Origin of the sequence: Empedobacter sp. UBA5036 (assembly GCF_002415215.1) — a bacterium.
Taxonomy (GTDB): domain Bacteria; phylum Bacteroidota; class Bacteroidia; order Flavobacteriales; family Weeksellaceae; genus Empedobacter; species Empedobacter falsenii_B.
Genome location: NZ_DICC01000065.1, coordinates 1 through 21,212 on the forward strand (window position 1 = coordinate 1; position 21,212 = coordinate 21,212).

The 21,212-nt window shown below is 29.5% G+C and carries 22 protein-coding genes and 2 pseudogenes; 12 read left to right on the plus strand and 12 right to left on the minus strand.

The window, feature by feature from the left end:
- Positions 1 to 140: pseudogene (locus tag B4J88_RS15270) on the plus strand (IS256 family transposase); the annotation flags it as partial.
- An 80-nt stretch (positions 141 to 220) separates the two neighbouring features.
- On the opposite strand, the gene B4J88_RS12275 reads toward B4J88_RS15270, so the two are convergent.
- The 5 genes from B4J88_RS12275 to B4J88_RS12295 all read right to left on the minus strand — a co-directional run bounded on the left by B4J88_RS12275 (position 221) and on the right by B4J88_RS12295 (position 5,482).
- Positions 221 to 538, minus strand: a complete 318-nt coding sequence (locus B4J88_RS12275) for a hypothetical protein (RefSeq protein WP_291067753.1) — start codon at positions 536 to 538, stop codon at positions 221 to 223.
- A 12-nt stretch (positions 539 to 550) separates the two neighbouring features.
- Entirely contained in the window at positions 551 to 1,600 is a 1,050-nt protein-coding gene (locus tag B4J88_RS12280; RefSeq protein WP_219034634.1) for a hypothetical protein, read from the minus strand.
- Positions 1,601 to 1,718: 118 nt separating this feature from the next.
- A complete protein-coding gene (locus tag B4J88_RS12285; protein ID WP_219034633.1) occupies positions 1,719 to 2,720 on the minus strand; it encodes a hypothetical protein in 1,002 nt (333 codons plus the stop codon).
- Between the two features lie 131 nt (positions 2,721 to 2,851).
- On the minus strand, positions 2,852 to 4,003 hold the full coding sequence (locus tag B4J88_RS12290) for an FAD-dependent monooxygenase (RefSeq protein ID WP_291067754.1): 1,152 nt from the start codon (positions 4,001 to 4,003) through the stop codon (positions 2,852 to 2,854).
- A gap of 96 nt (positions 4,004 to 4,099) precedes the next feature.
- On the minus strand, positions 4,100 to 5,482 hold the full coding sequence (locus B4J88_RS12295) for a dipeptidase (protein ID WP_291067755.1): 1,383 nt from the start codon (positions 5,480 to 5,482) through the stop codon (positions 4,100 to 4,102).
- A gap of 111 nt (positions 5,483 to 5,593) precedes the next feature.
- Between B4J88_RS12295 and B4J88_RS12300 the strand changes: the two genes are divergently transcribed.
- The gene (locus tag B4J88_RS12300) at positions 5,594 to 5,908 is read left to right on the plus strand and encodes a DUF4286 family protein (protein WP_291067756.1); all 315 of its coding nucleotides are present in this window, start codon (positions 5,594 to 5,596) and stop codon (positions 5,906 to 5,908) included.
- A 32-nt stretch (positions 5,909 to 5,940) separates the two neighbouring features.
- Here B4J88_RS12300 and B4J88_RS12305 read toward each other — a convergent pair whose 3' ends face one another.
- The gene (locus B4J88_RS12305) at positions 5,941 to 6,531 is read right to left on the minus strand and encodes a hypothetical protein (protein WP_291067757.1); all 591 of its coding nucleotides are present in this window, start codon (positions 6,529 to 6,531) and stop codon (positions 5,941 to 5,943) included.
- 163 nt (positions 6,532 to 6,694) lie between these two features.
- Between B4J88_RS12305 and B4J88_RS12310 the strand changes: the two genes are divergently transcribed.
- Positions 6,695 to 6,886 (plus strand): hypothetical protein, encoded by a 192-nt coding sequence (locus B4J88_RS12310; RefSeq protein ID WP_291067758.1) that lies wholly within the window; start codon positions 6,695 to 6,697, stop codon positions 6,884 to 6,886.
- 56 nt (positions 6,887 to 6,942) lie between these two features.
- On the opposite strand, the gene hemL is transcribed toward B4J88_RS12310, so the two are convergent.
- The 4 genes from hemL to B4J88_RS12330 all read right to left on the minus strand — a co-directional run bounded on the left by hemL (position 6,943) and on the right by B4J88_RS12330 (position 12,745).
- On the minus strand, positions 6,943 to 8,226 hold the full coding sequence (gene hemL / locus B4J88_RS12315; protein WP_291067759.1) for a glutamate-1-semialdehyde 2,1-aminomutase: 1,284 nt from the start codon (positions 8,224 to 8,226) through the stop codon (positions 6,943 to 6,945).
- A 62-nt stretch (positions 8,227 to 8,288) separates the two neighbouring features.
- Positions 8,289 to 11,735: an ATP-dependent helicase gene (locus B4J88_RS12320; RefSeq protein WP_291067760.1), complete on the minus strand. Its 3,447-nt coding sequence runs from the start codon at positions 11,733 to 11,735 to the stop codon at positions 8,289 to 8,291.
- Positions 11,736 to 11,808: 73 nt separating this feature from the next.
- Positions 11,809 to 12,342 (minus strand): DUF4846 domain-containing protein, encoded by a 534-nt coding sequence (locus B4J88_RS12325; protein ID WP_291067761.1) that lies wholly within the window; start codon positions 12,340 to 12,342, stop codon positions 11,809 to 11,811.
- A 25-nt stretch (positions 12,343 to 12,367) separates the two neighbouring features.
- On the minus strand, positions 12,368 to 12,745 hold the full coding sequence (locus B4J88_RS12330) for a VOC family protein (RefSeq protein WP_291067762.1): 378 nt from the start codon (positions 12,743 to 12,745) through the stop codon (positions 12,368 to 12,370).
- Positions 12,746 to 13,072: 327 nt separating this feature from the next.
- Between B4J88_RS12330 and B4J88_RS12335 the strand changes: the two genes are divergently transcribed.
- Positions 13,073 to 13,576, plus strand: a complete 504-nt coding sequence (locus B4J88_RS12335) for a hypothetical protein (protein WP_291067763.1) — start codon at positions 13,073 to 13,075, stop codon at positions 13,574 to 13,576.
- Between the two features lie 157 nt (positions 13,577 to 13,733).
- Positions 13,734 to 14,579: pseudogene (locus B4J88_RS12340) on the plus strand (D-2-hydroxyacid dehydrogenase family protein); the annotation flags it as partial.
- 28 nt (positions 14,580 to 14,607) lie between these two features.
- Here the strand turns inward: B4J88_RS12340 and B4J88_RS12345 are convergent.
- Both B4J88_RS12345 and ligA read right to left on the minus strand, forming a co-directional pair.
- Positions 14,608 to 15,165: a hypothetical protein gene (locus B4J88_RS12345; RefSeq protein WP_219034626.1), complete on the minus strand. Its 558-nt coding sequence runs from the start codon at positions 15,163 to 15,165 to the stop codon at positions 14,608 to 14,610.
- On the minus strand, positions 15,165 to 17,159 hold the full coding sequence (gene ligA, locus B4J88_RS12350; protein ID WP_291067764.1) for an NAD-dependent DNA ligase LigA: 1,995 nt from the start codon (positions 17,157 to 17,159) through the stop codon (positions 15,165 to 15,167). The genes B4J88_RS12345 and ligA overlap by 1 nt, the downstream gene beginning before the upstream one ends.
- Before the next feature lie 119 nt (positions 17,160 to 17,278).
- Here ligA and B4J88_RS12355 point away from each other — a divergent pair, with 119 nt between their 5' ends.
- The 7 genes from B4J88_RS12355 (at position 17,279) to B4J88_RS12385 (ending at position 20,987) form a co-directional block, all read left to right on the plus strand.
- Positions 17,279 to 17,533, plus strand: a complete 255-nt coding sequence (locus tag B4J88_RS12355) for a hypothetical protein (RefSeq protein ID WP_125349396.1) — start codon at positions 17,279 to 17,281, stop codon at positions 17,531 to 17,533.
- Positions 17,511 to 17,924 (plus strand): hypothetical protein, encoded by a 414-nt coding sequence (locus B4J88_RS12360; RefSeq protein ID WP_291067765.1) that lies wholly within the window; start codon positions 17,511 to 17,513, stop codon positions 17,922 to 17,924. Before B4J88_RS12355 ends, B4J88_RS12360 begins: the two co-directional genes overlap by 23 nt.
- Before the next feature lie 371 nt (positions 17,925 to 18,295).
- The gene (locus tag B4J88_RS12365) at positions 18,296 to 19,000 is read left to right on the plus strand and encodes a phosphoadenylyl-sulfate reductase (RefSeq protein WP_291067766.1); all 705 of its coding nucleotides are present in this window, start codon (positions 18,296 to 18,298) and stop codon (positions 18,998 to 19,000) included.
- Positions 19,001 to 19,083: 83 nt separating this feature from the next.
- Entirely contained in the window at positions 19,084 to 19,644 is a 561-nt protein-coding gene (locus tag B4J88_RS12370) for a Crp/Fnr family transcriptional regulator (RefSeq protein ID WP_219034624.1), read from the plus strand.
- 74 nt (positions 19,645 to 19,718) lie between these two features.
- A complete protein-coding gene (locus B4J88_RS12375) occupies positions 19,719 to 20,045 on the plus strand; it encodes a DMT family transporter (protein WP_291063712.1) in 327 nt (108 codons plus the stop codon).
- Positions 20,045 to 20,566: a GNAT family N-acetyltransferase gene (locus tag B4J88_RS12380; protein ID WP_291067767.1), complete on the plus strand. Its 522-nt coding sequence runs from the start codon at positions 20,045 to 20,047 to the stop codon at positions 20,564 to 20,566. Before B4J88_RS12375 ends, B4J88_RS12380 begins: the two co-directional genes overlap by 1 nt.
- Positions 20,567 to 20,660: 94 nt before the next feature.
- On the plus strand, positions 20,661 to 20,987 hold the full coding sequence (locus B4J88_RS12385) for a DUF493 family protein (RefSeq protein WP_291067768.1): 327 nt from the start codon (positions 20,661 to 20,663) through the stop codon (positions 20,985 to 20,987).
- Positions 20,988 to 21,212 lie beyond the last annotated feature (225 nt).

Here is a 21,212-nt window from a genome sequence, read left to right on the forward strand (position 1 = left end):
TTTCTACGGATGATGCAGGTTTGAAATCGGTTTATCTTGCTTTAAAAGAATCAACCAAAAAATTGACAATGCCCAGCCATAATTGGGGTTTGTTTTTAAACCAATTTATGCTTATTTTTGAAGAAAGGCTCAGATTATAAAAATCCAATCCCTAACTTATTAACTTACACACTACGTGAGATAGTGTCTTGAAAGATGCTCTTTTGAGAAATCAATAGAATTATTTAATCTTTTCATATTCAAACAAAATAAATTCTGAAACAGGTTTCCATAAAACAACTTTCCCATTGATGATATGGAATACTTTTGCGTGATTTTTTTCACCGAAATTTACCATTTGATTAAAATTTCCATCAAAATTTACAAATTCTTCACATTCATATTTCAATCGATTTCTCGAAATAGGTTTTCCTTCCTTGTGTAATTCTAAATATTTCAAAAGGATTAAACTATTGATTTGAGTTTCTCCTTCTCGAAACCATTTTGGAACTCTTCTTTTTACCTTTTTTACTTCTTGTTCAATTTTATCTATTAACATACTCTTATTTTTTTAGAAGTTTTGATTTAAATAAATTAATATTTCGTTTACGTCAGTTATACATTCTCTGTGACCATTTTCGCGATAATATAATTTGGTCGGAATTTTAGACAAAAAATGATCTTTTGGTTTGTAATGATCTACCAACAAACACAAGAATAATTCACCTTTTTTATTTTTACAATTAATCAATTTATACTCAATGTTTTTTAAAGATTTATGAAAATACATATTTGTAAAAAACGTATTAAATTCAGTTAGAAGTTTTGTCGTTTCTTTCTCATCATTTAACGAATCAATTTTTAAAGCAAGCAAGCCACCCAAAGTATAGAACAGTGAAGAAGCATCTTTAAAAACTTCCTTAAAATCAAAATTCTCTAACTTGATAAAATCATCTTCATAATATCCAGAATAATGTTCTTTAATTAGTTTGAAAGGATATATTTTTTTAGAATTAAAAACAGAAAATAATTTACCCCAATAAGAAGAATCAAGATGGATAGGAGTTTTTAGAATAGAAATAATTCGAGATTCTAATGATTCTTTATTGATGAAATACCAAAAGGCAGAAATATCAATTTCTTTTGTATTTCGATGAATGCAAGTATCAACTATCGAATGTATGTAAACTTCTTTTGCCAAACCGTTCAACATATCATCTAAAGATTGTTTCGAATAATTACCCAATTGATAAATTAACAATCGTTCATCATTTTTGATATTTTCATGATTAGATTTATCAACAACAAGATAAATTTTAAGTCCATTGTTTAATCTTTGATCTTTAAAAATCAAATGGCTAACAAAATAAGCTTGTAGATTATGCTCGAAGTTTGGTGTACGAGAATCATATCGAAATTGAGCATGATTTCTTACGCTTGATTCTTTCGTATTAACTACAACTTGTCCTTCTTGTTTTAGAATATTGATATAATTTCTTAAAAAAGAAAATGCATCTTTTCGAGCAACTAAAGGATCTTCGTTCTCAAACGAATTGATCGTTATTTCTTCTTTGTTTTGATCGAAAACTGTTTCGACTTCATAATGAAATTTTAACCTCATAATATGTTTATTTATTATTATGAAGCAAACTTATAACCTAGGTACTATCGGATAATGATAGTGGTTAAAAAATAGTTTATAATAAATAGAAAACCCCAGATTAACTGGGGTTTTCTATTTATTTTGCTCTTTTAATATTATTATGGTCAGCTTGCATTAAAACAAACTGCATTTGGTTACAAATGTCTTCAAATTCTTGTTTTAATTTGAGTTTATCAATAGTTTCTAAGAATTCTTTTTTATTGGATAATATTGTCCCTCTTTTACGTAATTTATTGTAGGTAAATGGCTTGTGTAGTCCTTTTTTTATTTCCTTAGAAATTTTTAAAAGCTCTAAATCATCTTTTTTATATTCTTTAAGAATATTATCCATTGGTCTATCATGATCCAAAGTTATTCTAGTAACAGAATCAACATTCATAATAACTTTTTTCTTACTTGTTGGACAAGCTGACTGCAAAATGTCATTATCAATCATTACATTACCGTTGTCAGCTATTTTTAATTCTTTCATACTATCAAGCTTTTTGTACTGATCATCGCTTAAATAAGTAATATTTTTGAGTTGTACTGCAATAATCTGATCAAAATAAGATTTATCATTTGTATTATTAAAATATTGTTTTAAAAAAGAAATAGGAAAAAATAAACCGCTTTTATTAAATCTGTTTTGTGTGATTAATCTTAGCTTGAAAATCTCAAATAATGTATTTTTATCGTATGTATATTTAGTGTTGAAATCAAAATCAATATTTGGCTCAATTATTTCTGTAATTTCATTATCTGAATAATCGCTTACAATATCTTCATTATCTATTAGATAATTACTTAAATATTCTTCTAAAAAGTTAATGTATTTTTTTAAGCCTGAAGCATATTTATCTTTTGACTTTACTTGAGAATTTTTAATTTCAATATATCCGTTTAATGATAATTCATCTAATAATTCATAATCTTGATTTTCAATTATAATTTTAGCTTTTGAAAATAATTTATTATTAAGTATCTCATTAGCATTTTTCACATAATTGGTATAATCTGAATTTTTACTTTTAATTGGATTTAAATATTCGTTAAATTCATCTAATAAATAGAATATTTTACTAGCTTCTTCATTCATGGTTTATTATTTTTTAGAAATTTATTAATAAAATTATTAACGATTAAATATAGTTGTATTAATTATATAAACATAGAATTGTACATGATATTTTTTGAAAATGAGATGGAAATTATTATAATAAAATAACCCTAAACCCTCATAAAATCTTCTTCCAACAAGTCTTCTAATGGACTTTGCATCAAAGATTGTGGTAAATTTCGGAAAGCAAAATTTCGTATATTCATTAAAAATTTATTGTCAATTTGAGCAACTTTCCCAGCCAAACGAGAAGTGTCAATAATATAATGTGTACGTTTCAAACGGCGTAAATTGTAATGCTCAAAAGCTAACAAAACATCAGTATCTTTTTTGATTAATTCATCATACAAAACACAAACATCTTCCACCGCCATGCATGCGCCTTGTCCCATGTTTGGTGTGGTTGCATGTGCTGCATCTCCAATTAACAATACACGATTAAATGCATAATTATTAATCGGTTTAATATCCATAATTGGTGTTGCTATGATGCTTTCTGGATTCGTTTTTTGTAATGTATTTCTGATTTGTCCCGAATAATCTTTGAACTGATTTTTAATATCACTCAACGTATAGTTGTAGATTTTAGAATTTAGTTTTGTATTGACACAAGCGTACCAATAAATTTGATGATTAATTAATGGCGTCAAACCAAATCGACCATTTGGTCCCCATGTTTCGATGCTCTTTTTTGAATTGTAAGATTTATCCTCTACAATAGCACGCCAACAAATATAGCCCGCATAACGAGGTGTTGAATGTTTTAACAATTGTTGACGAATTGTAGAATTTATCCCATCAGCACCAATTAAATAATAGCCTTCTGTAGAAGTTCCATCTTCAAAATGAAGGACAACTTTCTCAAAACTTTGTTCAAAGAATTTTATTTTTTTTGACGTTTTAATTTTATTCGAATCAATTTTCGAGACTAAATAATGATGTAAATCTGCACGATGAATGGCAAAATTTTCGTTGTTGTAATTTTTTCTTAATCGTTCTGTGTCCGCTTTCAGAATTGTTTTTTCTTTCCAATCTTGAATTTCAAAATCTTCTAACATATGCCCCAAAGGCGCAACCTCTTCTGCTAAACCTAGAATTTCAAATGCTTTCATTGCATTAGAAGCCAAACCAAAACCAGCCCCAATTCCTCGAACTTCTGGAGAAGCCTCGAAAATTTCGTAGTTATAATTTAAATCTTGCAAAGCTTTTGCTAAAGTTAAACCCGCAATTCCTGCACCCGCAATTAAGAATTTTTTACTCATTGATAAAAATAAAATTCAAAATTAATCATTCTACTATAAACCAAAAAGAAAAGCGAATCAATTTGATTCGCTTTTCAGAAGTTATTTTGTCGGAAATTATTGTTCGTTAAAATATTTGTAGAAATATGGAATAGTTTCGATTCCTTTGTAGAAATTGAATAAACCATAATGTTCGTTTGGAGAGTGGATAACGTCAGAGTTTAATCCGAATCCCATTAAAACAGATTTTGTTCCTAATTCTTCTTCGAATAAAGCAACAATTGGAATAGATCCACCAGCTCTTTCGGCTAACGCTTCTTTCTCAAAAGTTTCAGCTAACGCTTTTTTAGCAGCGATAAAACCAGGATGATTTGTTGGTAAAATATAAGGTTTACCTCCATGATGTGGTTTTACTTTAACTTCTACAGAAGAAGGCGCTAAAGTTGGGAAATAATCTGCAAATTGTTTTGTTACAACTTCTGGATCTTGTCCAGGAACCAAACGCATTGAAATTTTAGCATACGCATGAGAAGGAATAACTGTTTTAGCACCTTCGCCAATGTAGCCTCCCCAAATTCCGTTTACATCTAACGTAGGACGAATAGACGCTCTCTCGATTGTAGAAAAACCTTCTTCTCCTTGAATATCAGCTATACCGATAGATTTTTTGTATTCTTCAACATCAAATGGAATTTTTGCTAAATCAGCTCTTTCATCTTCAGTTAATTCAAGAATTGGCTCGTAAAAACCTGGAATTGTAATGTGACCTTTTTCATTGATTAATTTTCCAATCATTGTTGCTAAAACATTAATCGGATTAGGAACAGCCCCACCATAAACACCTGAGTGCATATCGCGATTAGCTCCTTTTACCTCAACTTCTACATAAGATAAACCACGTAAACCAACAGAAATAGAAGGTTGTTCGTTTGAAATCATAGAAGTATCAGAAATCAAAATCACATCATTTTTTAATTTATCTTTATTGTTTTTAACGAAATTTACTAATGAAGGAGAACCAACTTCTTCTTCACCTTCGATCATAAATTTAACGTTACAAGGTAATTCGTTTGATTTGTTTAAAGCCTCAAAAGCTTTAACGTGCATAAACATTTGACCTTTATCATCAGCAGAACCACGAGCGAAAATTGCTCCATCAGGATGAATTTCTGTTTTTTTGATTACTGGCTCGTATGGTCCAGATTCCCATAATTCTAAAGGATCAGCTGGTTGTACATCGTAATGTCCGTAAACTAAAACAGTAGGTTTTGAAGCGTCAACTATTTTTTCTCCGTAAACAACAGGAAAACCTTCTGTTTCGCATACTTCAACATTATCAGCACCTGCTTCTTTTAAATATTTTGCCACCATTTCGGCAGCATCATTTACGTCTTGTGTGTAGGCTGGATCAGCACTAACTGAAGGAATTTTAAGTAATTCGATTAATTCATCAAGAAAACGTTGTTTATTCTCTTGTATAAATTGTTGCGTATTGTTCATTTTTGTTTGTTATGAATAATAGGTAAATTTAAAAATAAAATCTTGATTAGACTTTCTTTTTCAAGAAAAATATAATGCGAAAACCTTTGTATCTTTGCAAAAAATTAGAGAATGATATTATATAATACAACTTTTATTGTTGAACAAGAAGTGCATGATGATTGGTTTGCGTGGATTCAGAAAGAGCATATTAATGATTATTTGAAATCAAATTGTTTTATCGGTGCTCGTTTAGGAAAAATAACTTCTCATACAGAACCTGGGGCGGTTTCTTATTCTTTGCAATTATTTGTAAATGATGAATTGACTTTAGATAAATTCAAGAATAATTTTTTATCAGAAATTAAACAAAAAAGTTTGCAAAAATACGCGACTAAAGTACTAAGTTTCGAAAGTGAAATGGAACATATAGGGGATTATAATTAAACAAAAGCTCGAGAATTTTCTCGAGCTTTTGTTTAATTATTTTTTTTGAAAATAACTTCAATATTCAATTCAATCCATTGTTTGGTGTTAAAATCATAAAAAGACTTTGTAATAGTAGTAGATAGACGATTGTAGTCTATAATTTTTAAATTTTCAATAGAAACATTTTTTTTATTTTCCTTGTTACCAGTATAGTTGCTTTCTGTATAACTACTATCTTTTATAACCATTACTTTATCCGATAATGTTGTAGATGTTACAAATCCATATTTTACAAAATCTGCATAACCGCTTGGTATACTTGGATAATCATAATTTATTAATGTTAGAGGAAAATTAAAGGAGATTAATTTTACTTTAGGTCTAACTTCTAAAAAGTTCTCTTGTTTATTAAGAATTTCAATTTCATCCAACAAATTAGTTGATGTTTTTTTATCATTGTTTAAATCAACTGGGATATTAGCTTTATAGGACACAATATTATAAGTCTCAACTACATCTTCTTCCGAAAAACCATCATCATCTTTACATCCAAAATTAATAAGAATTATACTAGATGCAAGTAGTAGTTTAAAGTAATTTGTAATCATATCATTATGAATTTTTGTAAAAAATAATTTCATTGATTTGTATAGTTATAGATTATTGATTTATGGTTTTTTGAGTTCAGTTGAATTATTTCAGAAATAATTTTTAAGTTTATAGTTAATTCTTAGAAAAATATGCTGAATAAAATCTTACTTTCCACAATATTAAATTCCCATAAATTAGACTGAAATTCCAGTTTTGGCTTTTATTCTAAGAAATCAAAAAGTATTAGAAGTGAAACATTCTGAAATTGGTTTCGATTTAGATAAAAATGCCTATTACGATATTTTACTTCCGAAAAATTATAATTCAAACAAAGCGTTTGTTATTAAAATGAAAATGGGCAAATCACCTGATAAAACAGAAAAATTGATGGATGCAAAAATGTAGTTACATAATAGAATAAAAAAATGCAGTAGTTTTTCTACTGCATTTTTTGTTTATTATTAACCTTCGAAGCTTCTCACAGCATCTAATGTTTTATTGATTTCTGCATCTTTGATTGCATCAGAAATAAACCAAGTTTCGTATCCAGAAGGAGCGATGTAAACTTCGTTTGTCAACAAATGATGGAAAAATTTATTGAATATTTCATGGTTACATTTCGTTACATCTGTAAAGTTTTTGATTTCTGTTTGTTCCGTAAAGAACACAGACATCATTGATCCTAAACGATTAATATGCACTGGAATTCCTTTCTCAGCAAATATCTTATAAATCTCGTTATCTAAAGTTTCTGTTGCATTATCAATACGAGTAAATAATTCTCTATCATTATTAATAATATTCAAAGTTGTGATACCCGCACGCATCGCAATTGGATTCCCTGATAAAGTTCCAGCTTGATAAACAGGACCAAGAGGAGCAAGGTGATTCATAATTTCGCGACGAGCAGCAAAAGCTCCAACAGGGAAACCACCACCAATTACTTTACCAAATGTTACAATATCCGCATTGATGTTCAAACGCTCTTGTGAACCACCCATCGCTTGACGGAAACCAGTCATTACTTCATCAAAAATTAACAAAGCACCGTTCGCATCACAAATTTGTCTCAAACCTTCTAAGAAACCTTTTTCTGGAACAATACATCCCATGTTTCCTGCGATTGGCTCAACAATAATTGCTGCAATTTCATCTTTATTTTGTTCGAATAAAGCTTTTACATCTTCCAAATTATTGTATTCTGCCAACAACGTATCTTTCGCTGTTCCTTGCGTTACACCTGGAGAATTTGGATTTCCAAAAGTTGCAGCACCAGAACCAGCTTTTATCAAAAATGAATCTGAATGTCCGTGGTAACAACCTTCAAATTTTACAATTTTATCACGATTTGTATAACCTCTTGCCAAACGAATTGCAGACATACACGCTTCTGTACCAGAGTTCACCATACGAACCATGTCAATATTTGGAACAACAGAAGTAATTAATTTTGCAATTTCAGTTTCCAATTCGGTTGGTGTACCAAAAGAAAAACCATTTTTCATCTGCTCAACAGTCGCATTCAAAACACGCGGATCTGTGTGTCCAATAATCATTGGTCCCCAAGAATTGATGTAATCTACGTAAGCACGTCCATCTTCATCATAAATATAAGCACCTTCGGCTTTTTTTATAAAAATTGGCGTTCCTCCAACAGATTTAAATGCACGAACAGGAGAATTTACACCTCCTGGAATATATTCTTGCGCGTCTTTGAATAATGCGCTACTTCTTTGATACAACATAATTTTACAAAAATAGTTGCACAAATTTACTGAATCTTAAATGAATTATGAAGTGATTTTGATTAGATTATAAGTTTATGTGAAGATTTATTTTCTAAATACTCAATTAATGTTTTAATCAATTGATTTTCTTTCAAAATCGTTTGATTTCCAATCAAAAATAATTGCTCTTTTGCACGTGTTAACGCCACATTTAGTTTTCGGTCAACATTTCCTTGGTCATTCATATTCACCAACGCATTCAATTGTGAATAATATGTTACCGCAAAACTATACAAAATAATATCGCGCTGACTTCCTTGATAACGCTCAACTGTATCAACCGTTATTTGCTCGTAATTAGGAATATTTGCTAATTCTAATTTTTGTTTAATCAAGGCAATTTGATTACGGAAAGGCGCAATAATTCCAATTGTTTTCTTTGCATCAAATTCTTTTTTATTGATTTCGTATAAATGAATAATTTCTTGTACAAATTTCACAATCAAATCGGCTTCTTGCTCATTCGTTGAAGGCAAATAAGGATTTTCGTCCACATTGATAAACGCAAAACGATGATTCGTAATAAAGTTTTGTAAATCATTTGATTGATTATGATTTTCAAAATGTAAATCTGCACGTTGGCGATGTAAACTTTGCTTAATCTCTTCATTCAAATTTGGAATATCATAGGCAACATTTAATTTTCCATCATAAAAATAATTGTTCGGAAAATCTGCAATTTCAGCATGCATTCTTCCTTGATAAGTCAATTGGTCAAATGAATTTTCGTTATTATTACGCTCACAAAATTCATACAAACGTTCGAAAATTGAGTTTTTACGATTGATTAAACCAATATTTTCTAACAATTCGTTATTCGTTTTTGCTAATTCAGGATTTTGCAAAACAATTGCAGGCAACTGTTTGTGATCACCAATCATGATAAAACGTTCTGCTTTTGGTAGAATTCCAACAATTTGTGGTTCTAAAATTTGTGAAGCTTCATCAATAATAATTGTATCAAATTTCTTTAATTTCAGAATATCATTTTTACTCGAAATTGAAGCAACCGTCGAAACAAAAATGCGTTGTTTACGAATAATATCTTGAATTGTTTTTCTCGAAATTTTTTCTCCTTTTTGTTCTAAATCAGCATCTTTTTGCTCGATAATTTTATTTAATAAGTTTGGATGGAATTCAGGAGAAGTAGATAATTCATTCCCAATTCTGATGAATTTTTGTTCAATTTGATCAGAAATAGCCGAATTTATCGATTCACATAATTCATCAACTGCACGATTGGTATACGCCAAAAGCAAAATATTACAATCCTGTTTTTCATAGATTTCTTTCACTAATTCTTTAATGATAATCGATGTTTTTCCTGTTCCCGGAGGTCCATTCAACAAAAAGTAATCTTTAGCAGATAAAGCTTTTTTCAGAATTCGATTTTGTTCATCCGAAAGATTTGAATTAAAATAAGCATAATCCATTTCACTTTTTGGAACAGATTGCGTTAAAATCAAATCTTTTTTTGCTTTAGAAGAATGAATTAATCCATATAAATTTCGATACATCGAAACGAAAGAAGAATCCATAAAATCTCGTTCTAAAGCCCATTTTCCTGACGAATCAAACGAATCAAAAAAGCGTGTATTAGGTTGTTGATAACGAAAACGCAATACAATAAATTCTCTCGAAATACTTTTGATTGTACATTTAAAAACCTGATTCGTTAAAACAGAATCTTTGAAATTATTTCGTGGATAAAGAATGCAAATATCACCTTCGCGAATCGAAATAAAATCATTCGCAGGATTGGTTCTTTTTAGCTTGATTTCACGTTTTGGGTCAGAAATATAATTTTCTACAATTTCTAAATCATAAATAATCTCGAAATTATTGTTTTTTTCTTCGAAAGTATTCAGCCACAAACTCGCCAAACCATTGTTGGAAGTCGATTGTCCCAAACCAAGTTTTGCCATATATTGCTCTTTCGCAATGAAATTGGTAAACGAATAAAAATAGGCTTTTTCTAATGGAGAACTATTTTTGATTGGATATATAAATTTATCCAATTGTTCTTCTAGAATTTCTTTGAAACGAGGATTAATTTTTCGTTTAATAAAATTCGCAGGTTTAATCGAATAAATAGTTGATTCAATATCGGTTAATGTGTGATTTGCTAAACGATTTTCATTGATAATTATTCGATTTCGTAAATCAAAAATACGTTGAACTCGCGCTAAAGTTGGCACATCAAAACGTAAATTTCCTTGATATACTTTCGAATAGAAGATATAACCTTCGGTGTTTTTTGTGACATCTTTAAACTCTAAATCATACAAAACACCAATAATTTGGTAATATAAAAAGAGTTGCGTCGCATGATTTGGCTTGACACTTTTTCCGTCATCAGGAAAAGGTGCACCACCAGATTTCAACTCGATAATTTTATTTTTTCCTTCGGGATTAATGTCTAATAAATCCAAACGACCCTGAATACCATATTGTTCGCACAAAAATGAAGGCTCTATTAATGCACGATCCAACGAAATATCATATTGAGGAAAATCCTCCGTCAACACTTTTTGAATACGGTCAAAATGACCTTTAGCTTCCAGATAATAATCTTTCAAGTCTTGTGGATTCGCTAGATCGTTGCAAGCCGTATATTCTAATGGATAATTTTTGAAATCATTCTTGAAAATATCATTAAAATCTGTGTTTTCAATGTTTTCCGTTGAAAAATGATCGACTACTGAATTGGCAAAATTCCCTAAACGAATGTGTTTACTATTTGGCGCTTCTTCAAATTTTTTCTGAATATAATGCAATTCAGAAGTTCCATAATCCTGAAAACATTCAGCAATTGCCGAAATATCAACCAAATAATCTGGTTCGAGAATGATAAAACGTGGATGATAAATTCCTTCTTCATCAATCGTCGAATTGACTAAATTTAATTGTGCACCAACCCAAAAATCCTCAATAGAAGTAAAGTTTTCATTTACGCCATCCTCATCAATTTGAACTGTAATATTTTCTTCTGTTTCATTATCTTCATGATCGCAAATCAAACAATCTCGTTTGATTTCAATCACTTGAACACGCAATTTTTTAACCCGATTTCGAGTAAGAATTTTGTTTGTATAAAATTCTTTTTCAGGAAAATAGTAGATAATTTCTGCTGGAATCATTACTTCATAAATCGAAGAAATAAAATCTGCAATATATTTATAATGTGTAAAATATTCGTGTTCTGTCGGTTCGTATTTCTCGCTCAGAATTCGTTGAGCAGTTTTACGAAACGAATGAATTTTAGTAGAAACTTGGTATTGATTACAAATAAAAGATAGCTTCGAGAAAAAGTTAGAAAACTGTAAAGCTTCGTTTTTTGTTAACTCAAATGCAATATTTTCAACCAAACGTTTTAAATCTAAATATTTAGAATTGATTGGTTTATTGGCAAGTTGAATGTTTAAAATTTCATTTAGCAGTTGATTTCCTATTTCTTCTCGATTCACGGCGATTAATTTGGTGTAAAATTAAGACTAAATATTGTATTAAAAAGACATTTAATCCCACGTTTTCCAATCATCACTTGTAAACATTCAATTGATTTTTCAAAGAAGCTGTATTTGCGTAACTGAAAACATATTCCAAATACTTCCAATAATTTTCTGGTGAATAATCTCCATTTGCAAAATCAGTAAACTTGCGTGGTTTTCCGTCCGATAAAAAGTTGAAAGAGATTTCATCATAACGCTTTTGTTGGTAGAGAAAATCAGCTCTCAAACGCATTGTTGCATCTGCACATTGATGTAAATCTTTGTTTCCAATCGGTAAATCAATCACCGCATTGTACACATTATTTACAGGTTTTTCGTTTCCATTATAGAATTTTACAAGTGTTCCAAAGTCTTTCAATTGCAAATGTTGTAGAAAATATCCGAATTCATTTTGATTATAATTTTCTCTTTGAAAACCTTTTGGTACTGAATATCGATGAATTATTTTATCTTCTTTTTCGTTTATAAAGCTTTCTTTCTCAATAATTTTTGGATTTGAATCATTATGAGTTTTAGAATTCGTAGAATTTTCATTTTTGCAACTAAAGATGAAAAATGGCAATATGAAGCAGATGTATTTTTTCAAATTATTTAATTCTCAAAGGTGAAACAATGATAACAAATCCATCAGGATCTAAGAAAGAAATTCCATTTTCATTCCAATACGGATTTTTCGATTTTATTGGTTTGATATGATGAATTTCTAAACGCTCAATGAGTTTGTTATATTTTTGTTGCGTTGTTGGATAAAATACCAAACAATCGTCTTCATCAAAGTGATGATTGATATTTTCGTGAGTTGTTGTAAATTCTAGATGCCAGTCTAAATCTGGTTTTCCAATAAAAATACCATCATATCCATTATGATTTTGAAACTCTCCAAGGATTTCAAAATTTAAAACTTTAGTATAGAATTTTTTTATTTCGTTGATTTGATTGGTATGACGAGCGACTCTAAATTGCATAAAATTCACTATTATTATTGATTGAAAATTAGTATATTTTATTGAATTTTAATGAAATATTTAATCATGTTTAAACAAAATCGATATACAAAACTTTTTATCTGTTCGCTCTGTGTCTTTATAATAGGAATATTCTCGACTGGATATGGCTATAATTTGGATTATAACAAAAAGGATTATGGTGTATATTTTTTACTTGTAGGATTTCTTTTTATCATCATAGGGTTTATAATCGGTATATTTAGCTTAATAAAAGGATTTGTAAAGATATATCGAAAATAAACAATCCAATTTTACTCATATAGTTTATATAATATATTGATTTAGATGAAAAAAATAGTATTCTTTTTTGTTCTTGTAACATTCTCTGTGATGATTTCTTTTGCTCAGAAAAATGACAAAGTTAAAAGTGAAGAAATTAAAACGATCAAAGCAAATTTTAGTCGAATTAATTCAATTAAAAATTGGACAAAAATAAAAGAAGTTGAAACTGATGATTCTACCGAAGGTGGTTTTCTAAATTATTATTTTTTGAACAATAAATTAGAAAAAATTGTGGTACGAAAATTTGGAGAATCAGGTCAATATTTGGCTGAATATTATTTGTTAAATGATAAATTGTCTTTCGTTTTTGAACAAGATACAACTTATAATTTCCCTTTGTATTGGAAAGAATTTGATGATAAAAAATCGAAAATTGAAGAATCTCGTTATTATTTTGAAGATAGAAAATTGATTCATTTTATAGGAAAATCAAAAAATTATAAAACTGAAAGTAAAGATACTTTGGACGAATTTGATGAGATAATTAAGAAAGAGAAAAGTAATTAGATAAATCAAAATAACTACATTTATTAAAAATTAAACAATGAAAATTGCCATATTAGATGATTATCAAAATGCTGTACCGTATTTGAAATGTTTTGATTTAATAAAAGATTATGATGTTAAGGTTTTAAATCGTTAATATACAAATACAAAGGATTTAGCAAAAGAAATTGAGGATGTTCAAATTTTAGTTTTGATAAGAGAACGTACGAAAATAAATGAAGAATTATTATCCCTTTTACCAAATTTGAAATTAATTAGTCAAACAGGCAAAATTTCAAATCATTTAGATTTAGCCGCTTGTACGAGTAGTGGAGTTGCTGTGTCAGAAGGAATTGGTTCTCCTATTGCTCCAGCCGAATTAACTTGGATGTTGATAATGAATGCAACTCGAAAAATACCTCAAGCTATCGAAGCGATGAAAAAAGGCGAGTGGCAGACTAATATTGGTTCTACAATAAATGGTAAAACAATTGGAATTTGGGGATATGGAAAAATAGGACAGATGATTGCACAATATGCAAAAGCTTTTGGAACGAAAGTGCAAGTTTGGGGAAGTGAAAATTCTCGTCAAAAAGCATTGGAGGATGGTTTTCAAGCAAGTAATTCTAAAGAAGATTTTTTCTCTACAAGCGATGTTGTTACACTTCATATTCGATTAAATGAGCAAACAAAAGGTATTGTGAAATTTGAAGATTTGAAATTAATGAAACATGATGCAATTATTGTAAATACTTCTAGAGCTGAACTAATTAAGAAAAATGATTTAAGTAAAGCTTTAAGTCAAAATACACCAACTTATGCTGCTTTAGATGTATATAACTCTGAACCAATTTATGATAAAAATAATGAATTTCTAACGAATCCGAATGTAATTTGTACGCCGCATTTGGGTTACGTTGAAGAAAATAGTTACGAATTATATTTCTCAAAAGCTTTTGAAAATGTTGTGAATTATATTGAAGGAAATCCAATCAATATTGCAAATCTTGAAGTTTTAGATTAATAAAAAATCCGTCAATTGACGGATTTTTTTAATACACTTCTTCTTTTTTGAAGAAAACCGTGTCGTTTCCTTTTCTAAATTTCAGTTCTGAATATCGAATCGTGTAATCATCAGACATTCCGTAAGTTTCTAAAATAAAATTATCCTTAAAACGATAATTTCTATTGGTTTTATGTTTTGCATTCGAACCTAACTCTTCTTTCAAACTCAGTGTTTCTGGAGAAATTTTGAAGCGAGAATCAGTTTCTATTCGATTAATAATTGTATTGACATCGGCAGAATCCATAATCAAAACTGTTTCTAGTTTCATGTTTTTAATTCCAGAAATATCTGTCGATACAATCTTTAAATTTCCTTTAAAACCAATTCCAGCTTGATGTAAATCGGTTTTCAAATCATCGTTGGAATACATTTGACTTCTGTAACCATATTTCATCATCGGAATCATCACAATAAAAAATATCGTAAGTGATACAATCATTGCAGCTTTGTTGTAGCCAGCCATTCGCAATCCATAATAGATAAATGGAATCAAAATCAATAATACAATTCCGAATATAATGACAGCAATTAATCCTGATTCCATTAGCCGTTAATCATATTTAAAAATTCGTCTTCCGTCAACACGACAACTGTTCCTATTTCTTCTGCTTTTTTCAATTTACTTCCAGCTTTATCGCCAGCAACCAAGAAATTTAAGTTTTTAGAAACCGCAGAAATATTTTTCCCGCCATGATCTTCCACCATTTTTTGTGCATCAGTTCGATTGAATTTAGTCAAAGTTCCTGTAAACAAAAACGTTTTGCCTTCCAAAGAATCTGACAAAGGTTTTGCTTCTTCACCAATCTCGAAATTCAATCCATAATCACGTAAACGTTGAATCAAAATTTGATGCTGTTCTTCTTTAAAATATTCCTTAATCGAAATTGCAATTTTTTCTCCAACATCCGTCACAGAAACTAATTCTTCCATTGTTGCATTCATCAAACGATCAATAGTTTGAAAATGTTTAACCAATTTTTTTGCAACCGTTTCACCAACATGACGAATTCCAATTGCATACAACACCTTTTCGAAAGGTTGCTCTTTAGATTTTTCGACAGAATTAATAATATTTTGAGCAGATTTTTCAGCCATTCTTTCCAAAGGCAAAATATCTTCTTTTTGTAACGTATAAAAATCAGCAATGTTATTTAGCAAATTTGCTTTGTGTAACAAAACCGCTGTTTCACCACCAATACTCTCAATATCCATTGCTTTTCGAGAAACAAAATGCTCTAATTTTCCAATAATTTGCGGTTCGCAACCATTTTCATTTGGACAATAATGCTGTGCTTCGCCTTCGTTACGAATTAATTCTGTTCCGCAAGAAGGACAATTTTTAATGAATTCGATTTCTTCGGTTCCAGGTTGGCGAACATCAGTATTAACACCGACAATTTTCGGAATAATTTCGCCGCCTTTTTCCACATAAACCATATCACCAATGCGGATATCCAACTTTTTGATAATATCTTCGTTGTGGACAGAAGCACGTTTTACAATTGTTCCAGCCAAAGAAACAGGCGAAAGATTCGCAACAGGCGTAATCGCTCCAGTACGACCAACTTGATAATCGATGCTCAATAATTCGGTTTCGGCAGCTTCAGCTTTGAATTTATATGCCATTGCCCAACGTGGAGATTTTGCAGTATAACCTAATTCATCTTGTTGCGAAAAAGAATTCACTTTGATCACAATTCCGTCCGTTTCGTAAGGTAAATTTTTGCGTTCGATATCCCAATGATCAACAAAAGTCAAAACTTCTTCCAAAGAAGTACATAATTTTGATGTATGCGGAATCTTAAAACCTAATTCATCAGCGGCTTGTAGCATTTCCCATTGTGTAGTATAAGGTAAATTATTTCCAATAAAATAATACGGAAAACATTGTAAACCACGTTTCGCAACTTCGGTATTATCTTGTAATTTCAACGATCCAGAAGCGGTATTTCGAGGATTTGCATACAATTCTAAACCATTATTAGCGCGTTCTTCATTTATTGAAGCAAATTTATTGAGCGGAATTGTAATTTCGCCACGCATATAAAAACGTTCAGGATAATTTCCTTTTAATTTTAATGGAACAGACTGTATTGTACGAATATTATTCGTGATTTCATCACCTTGTGTTCCATCTCCACGCGTTACAGCCTGCGTCAATTCACCGTTTTCGTACAAAATAGAAATCGAAGCGCCGTCGTATTTCAATTCACAAACAAATTCTACTTTTTCACCTAACGTTTTCTCAATTCGTTTTTCCCAATCTTGCAAATCTTCAACTGAATATGAATTGTCTAACGAATACATTCTAAATTCGTGCGTAATCGTCGGAAAATTTTTTGTAACCATTCCACCAACGCGTTGTGTAGGGGAATTGACATCAAAAAAGATAGGATTTTCGTCTTCTAATCGTTTCAATTCTTTCAATTTCAAATCAAATTCGAAATCAGAAATTGTCGGATTATCTAAAACGTAATAATTGTAATTATGCTGAGTAAGCTCTTCTCGAAGCGCTAAAATTTTGTCTTGTATTTCCATTTTAAAAATGTTACTGAACAAAGATAAACACTTGAATTAATACGAACAATTTTTAAAATAATTTGGAATGATTTATATTTAGGAATATTTATTGCAACAATTATAAAAAATAATCAACTATGAATAATTTATTAGAAGTTTTGGACACAAAATCAAAAGGTTTTGAAAATACAGTTTCTATCGTAACAACTGGAGCAGCAGCAGGAATTGCAATTTCGAAAGCGATTAATAAGAACGAAAAAATTGGAGCTGTTGTTGGAGTAGGAGTAGGCTTGCTGGTTTATGCAATGTTTAGTCCTCAAAACAAATTGAAAAAAGAGAATAAAAAATTAGAAAAGCAAATAGAAGAGTTTGAAGCTAAATTGGAAAAATAATCTGTTTTTATATGTAAGTATTTTAACCTATTTGGTGAGTTTAATTTTGCCTGTGCATTTCATTTTTGATGATCCAGAAGGATATTTTGGTTATGTTTATGCATATCTTGGTTGGATGACTTTTCCCTATTTGGACTTTTTTTGTTGGTTAGGGAACTTTACATTATTATTATCTTGGATTTTTTATAAGAAAAAAATAGGATTAATATTAGGTATTATCGCTGTTATTCAAATGTCATTATACGGAATTAATCATTTGACAAGATTAGATATTTTACAAATACATGAATATGATTTACCACTTTTTGGTTATTGGATTTGGTTATTTTCATCCACTTTTGTGTTAATTCATCATTATAAAAAATATAAATTAAAAAGTCAAACTTTGTAAAGTTTGACTTTTTTTGTTTTATGATATTCATAATTTGTTCTCGAAGATGATTAGATAGAATTTATTTTTAGAGTGTTTAAAATATTTTTATCCTAATAATGATATTGTTTTTTGAGTTAATTAATAATTTAAACTCTTCAAAAGCCTCTGTATAATGCCAATTTGGACTGATTTTCTTCTTTTTTACGAATGTGACAATTTATTCTGGTAGATGATTTAAGTATAAATAAAATTTGCTTATATAATTTATTGATTCTATATTGCATAAAATCTATAAAATTAATCGAGATTAGTGTTGTTTTAGAAAATTGGAATTAATACATTTGTTAAAAATAAATACTCTATAAAAACTATAGATATTATATAAGAAAATGAATCAACTAAAAGAGATATTAGAAAAAGTTACAGGACAAGTAAGTTTAGAAGAAAAATTATTGTTTTTGAATAACAACGTTAAAGAAAAAATAGTTTTTTCGACAAGTTTTGGTTTCGAAGATCAAGTTATTTCTCATGCTATTTTAAGTCAAAAATTAGACAATATTGAGATTTTTACTTTAGATACAGGTCGTGTTTTTCAGGAAACGTACAATACGTGGAACAAAACAGAATTTAAATATCAAGCGAAGATTAAACCATTTTATCCACCAACAGAGGAGTTAGAAAATTTTGTTGAAGAAAATGGAATTAATCCTTTTTACGATTCGGTTGATTTAAGAAAACAATGTTGCTATATCAGAAAAGTAATTCCTTTGAATCGTGCATTAAAAGAAGCATCAGTTTGGATTACAGGTTTGCGTGCGGAGCAATCGAATAATCGACATGATATGCACGAAATAGAGTTTGACGAAGAAAAACAATTATTCAAATTCAATCCATTGATTGATTTTACAACAGGGGATTGTTTCGAATATTTGAAAGAAAATAGAGTTCCTTACAACCCGTTACACGACAAGGGTTTTATAAGTATTGGTTGTGCTCCTTGCACACGTGCTATAAACGAAGGTGAAGATTTTCGTGCCGGAAGATGGTGGTGGGAAGACAATAGTAAAAAAGAATGCGGTCTACATGCAAAGTAGACTTCAGGTGTTAATTTAATTTGAATGACTCAGCCTATTTTAGGTTGAGTTTTTTGTTTACTTTTACTAGATAAGTTTCAATAATGGAAATAGAACAAATCTTAAATCAAATTTCGCCACTTTCATCACAGTCTATTCAATTGATAGCAGATAAAATTCAATTGATTCGATTACCAAAAAACACCACGCTTATTGATGCTGATAAAGTTGAGAAAAAGTTATATTTCATCAAAAAAGGAATTGTTCGCGCGTATACGATAGACGATGGAAAAGAAATTACGTTTTGGTTTGGGAAAGAAGGCGATTTGATTTTATCGATGCGAAGTTATGTCGAAAATAAAATTAGTTACGAAACAATCGAATTAATGGAAGATTGTGAGTTATATGAAATTAAATCTTCAGACATACAATTGTTTTATGCGACAAATTTAGAAATTGCAAATTGGGGAAGAAAACTTGCTGAAATTGAATTGATAAAAACTGAAGAGCGTTTTATTTCTAGGCAACTAGGAACGGCGATTGATCGTTATAAAAAATTGTTAGAAGAAAATCCAAGTTTGATTAATCGTGTGCAATTAGGTTATATCGCGTCTTATTTAGGAATTTCTCAAGTGACATTAAGTAGGATTCGCACAGAAATTTAAGCGAATAATTTTTTTACAAATGTAAAAAAAATCTATTTTTTTCTAATTCATCTTTGCATCAAAATATTAACAAAATGAATTGGATTTTATTGATTTTAGGAGGATTATTCGAGATTGGATTTACATCATCTATAGGGAAAGCCAAAGAAACAACAGGCTCAGAAATGTACATGTGGTATGGCGCTTTTGCAATATGTTTGGTTGCAAGTATGACGTTATTAATCAAAGCAACACAAACTTTACCTTTGGGAACTGCTTATGCTGTTTGGACTGGAATTGGCGCTGTTGGAACAGTTTTAATCGGAATTTTTGTATTCAAAGAACCAGCTAATTTTTGGAGAATATTCTTTATTTTTACATTAATTAGTTCAATTGTAGGATTAAAATTTGTTTCGCATTAATGAACGAAGAAATTACAATAAAAAGAGTTGAAAAAAAACACATTACAGAACTTCAAGAAATCTCTAAAAAGACATTTGCAGATACATTTTCTTCTTCTAACACAGAAGAGGATATGCAAAAATATTTGATCGAAAGTTTTTCAGAAGATCAATTATTAAAAGAATTGAAGAATCAAAATTCGTTGTTCTTTTTTGCAATGATTAACCAAAAAATTGTCGGTTATCTGAAATTAAATATTGGTGATGCTCAAACAGAAGTTTATGATATGAATTCTTTGGAAATTGAAAGAATTTATGTGTTAGAATTGTTTCAAGGAAAGAAAATTGGACAAATTCTTTTTAATAAAGCTGTAGAAATAACTAAAAACCTCAACTTGCATACAATTTGGTTAGGAGTTTGGGAAAAGAATATTTCTGCGATTAATTTCTATTTAAAGAATGGTTTCGAAAAATTTGATCAACATATTTTCAGACTTGGAGATGATGAACAAATCGATTATATGATGAGATTAAAACTATAGGTTTTAAATATGACAAAATGTCTTAATTTTTCGTTGATTTATCAATAATGTGAAGTGGTATTGTTTTTGACATTGCAACTACAAAATAATAGATATGGACACAAATAGAGATTATACATTCGAAGAAATACCAGATAACTCTCACAATGAGCAGGATTTTTATGCAAAATTCAAAGAAAGATTAGATGATGTTCAAAAATTTCCAGCAGATTATTTGTTCAAATTCATTTATCCTTCAAGTGAAGAAACGATGAAAAAAATAAAAGATATTTTTGCAGGAACGAATGCTGAATTTGATTACAAAGCTTCAAAAAATAGAAAATATACATCTATTTCGATTAAACTTTATGTGATTGATGCGGATACAGTAATCAATTATTACAAAGAAGTTTCGAAGATAGAAGGCGTTATAATGTTATAAAAAAAGGTTGCAAATGCAGCCTTTTTTTATCTTTTAAAGACACTGTACTAAAAAATGTGTAAGTATAAAATTATGCTTGGGTTAAAATCGAGTAGAATTTTTTTTATACATTTAATTTTTACATATTCATGGAAACAAAAGACCTATTTCTGGAAGTTTTTTTCATATTGTTTAAAACTGGCAATAAACTGCAAAACTTTTCCGAAGCGCGTGACTCACGTGGTT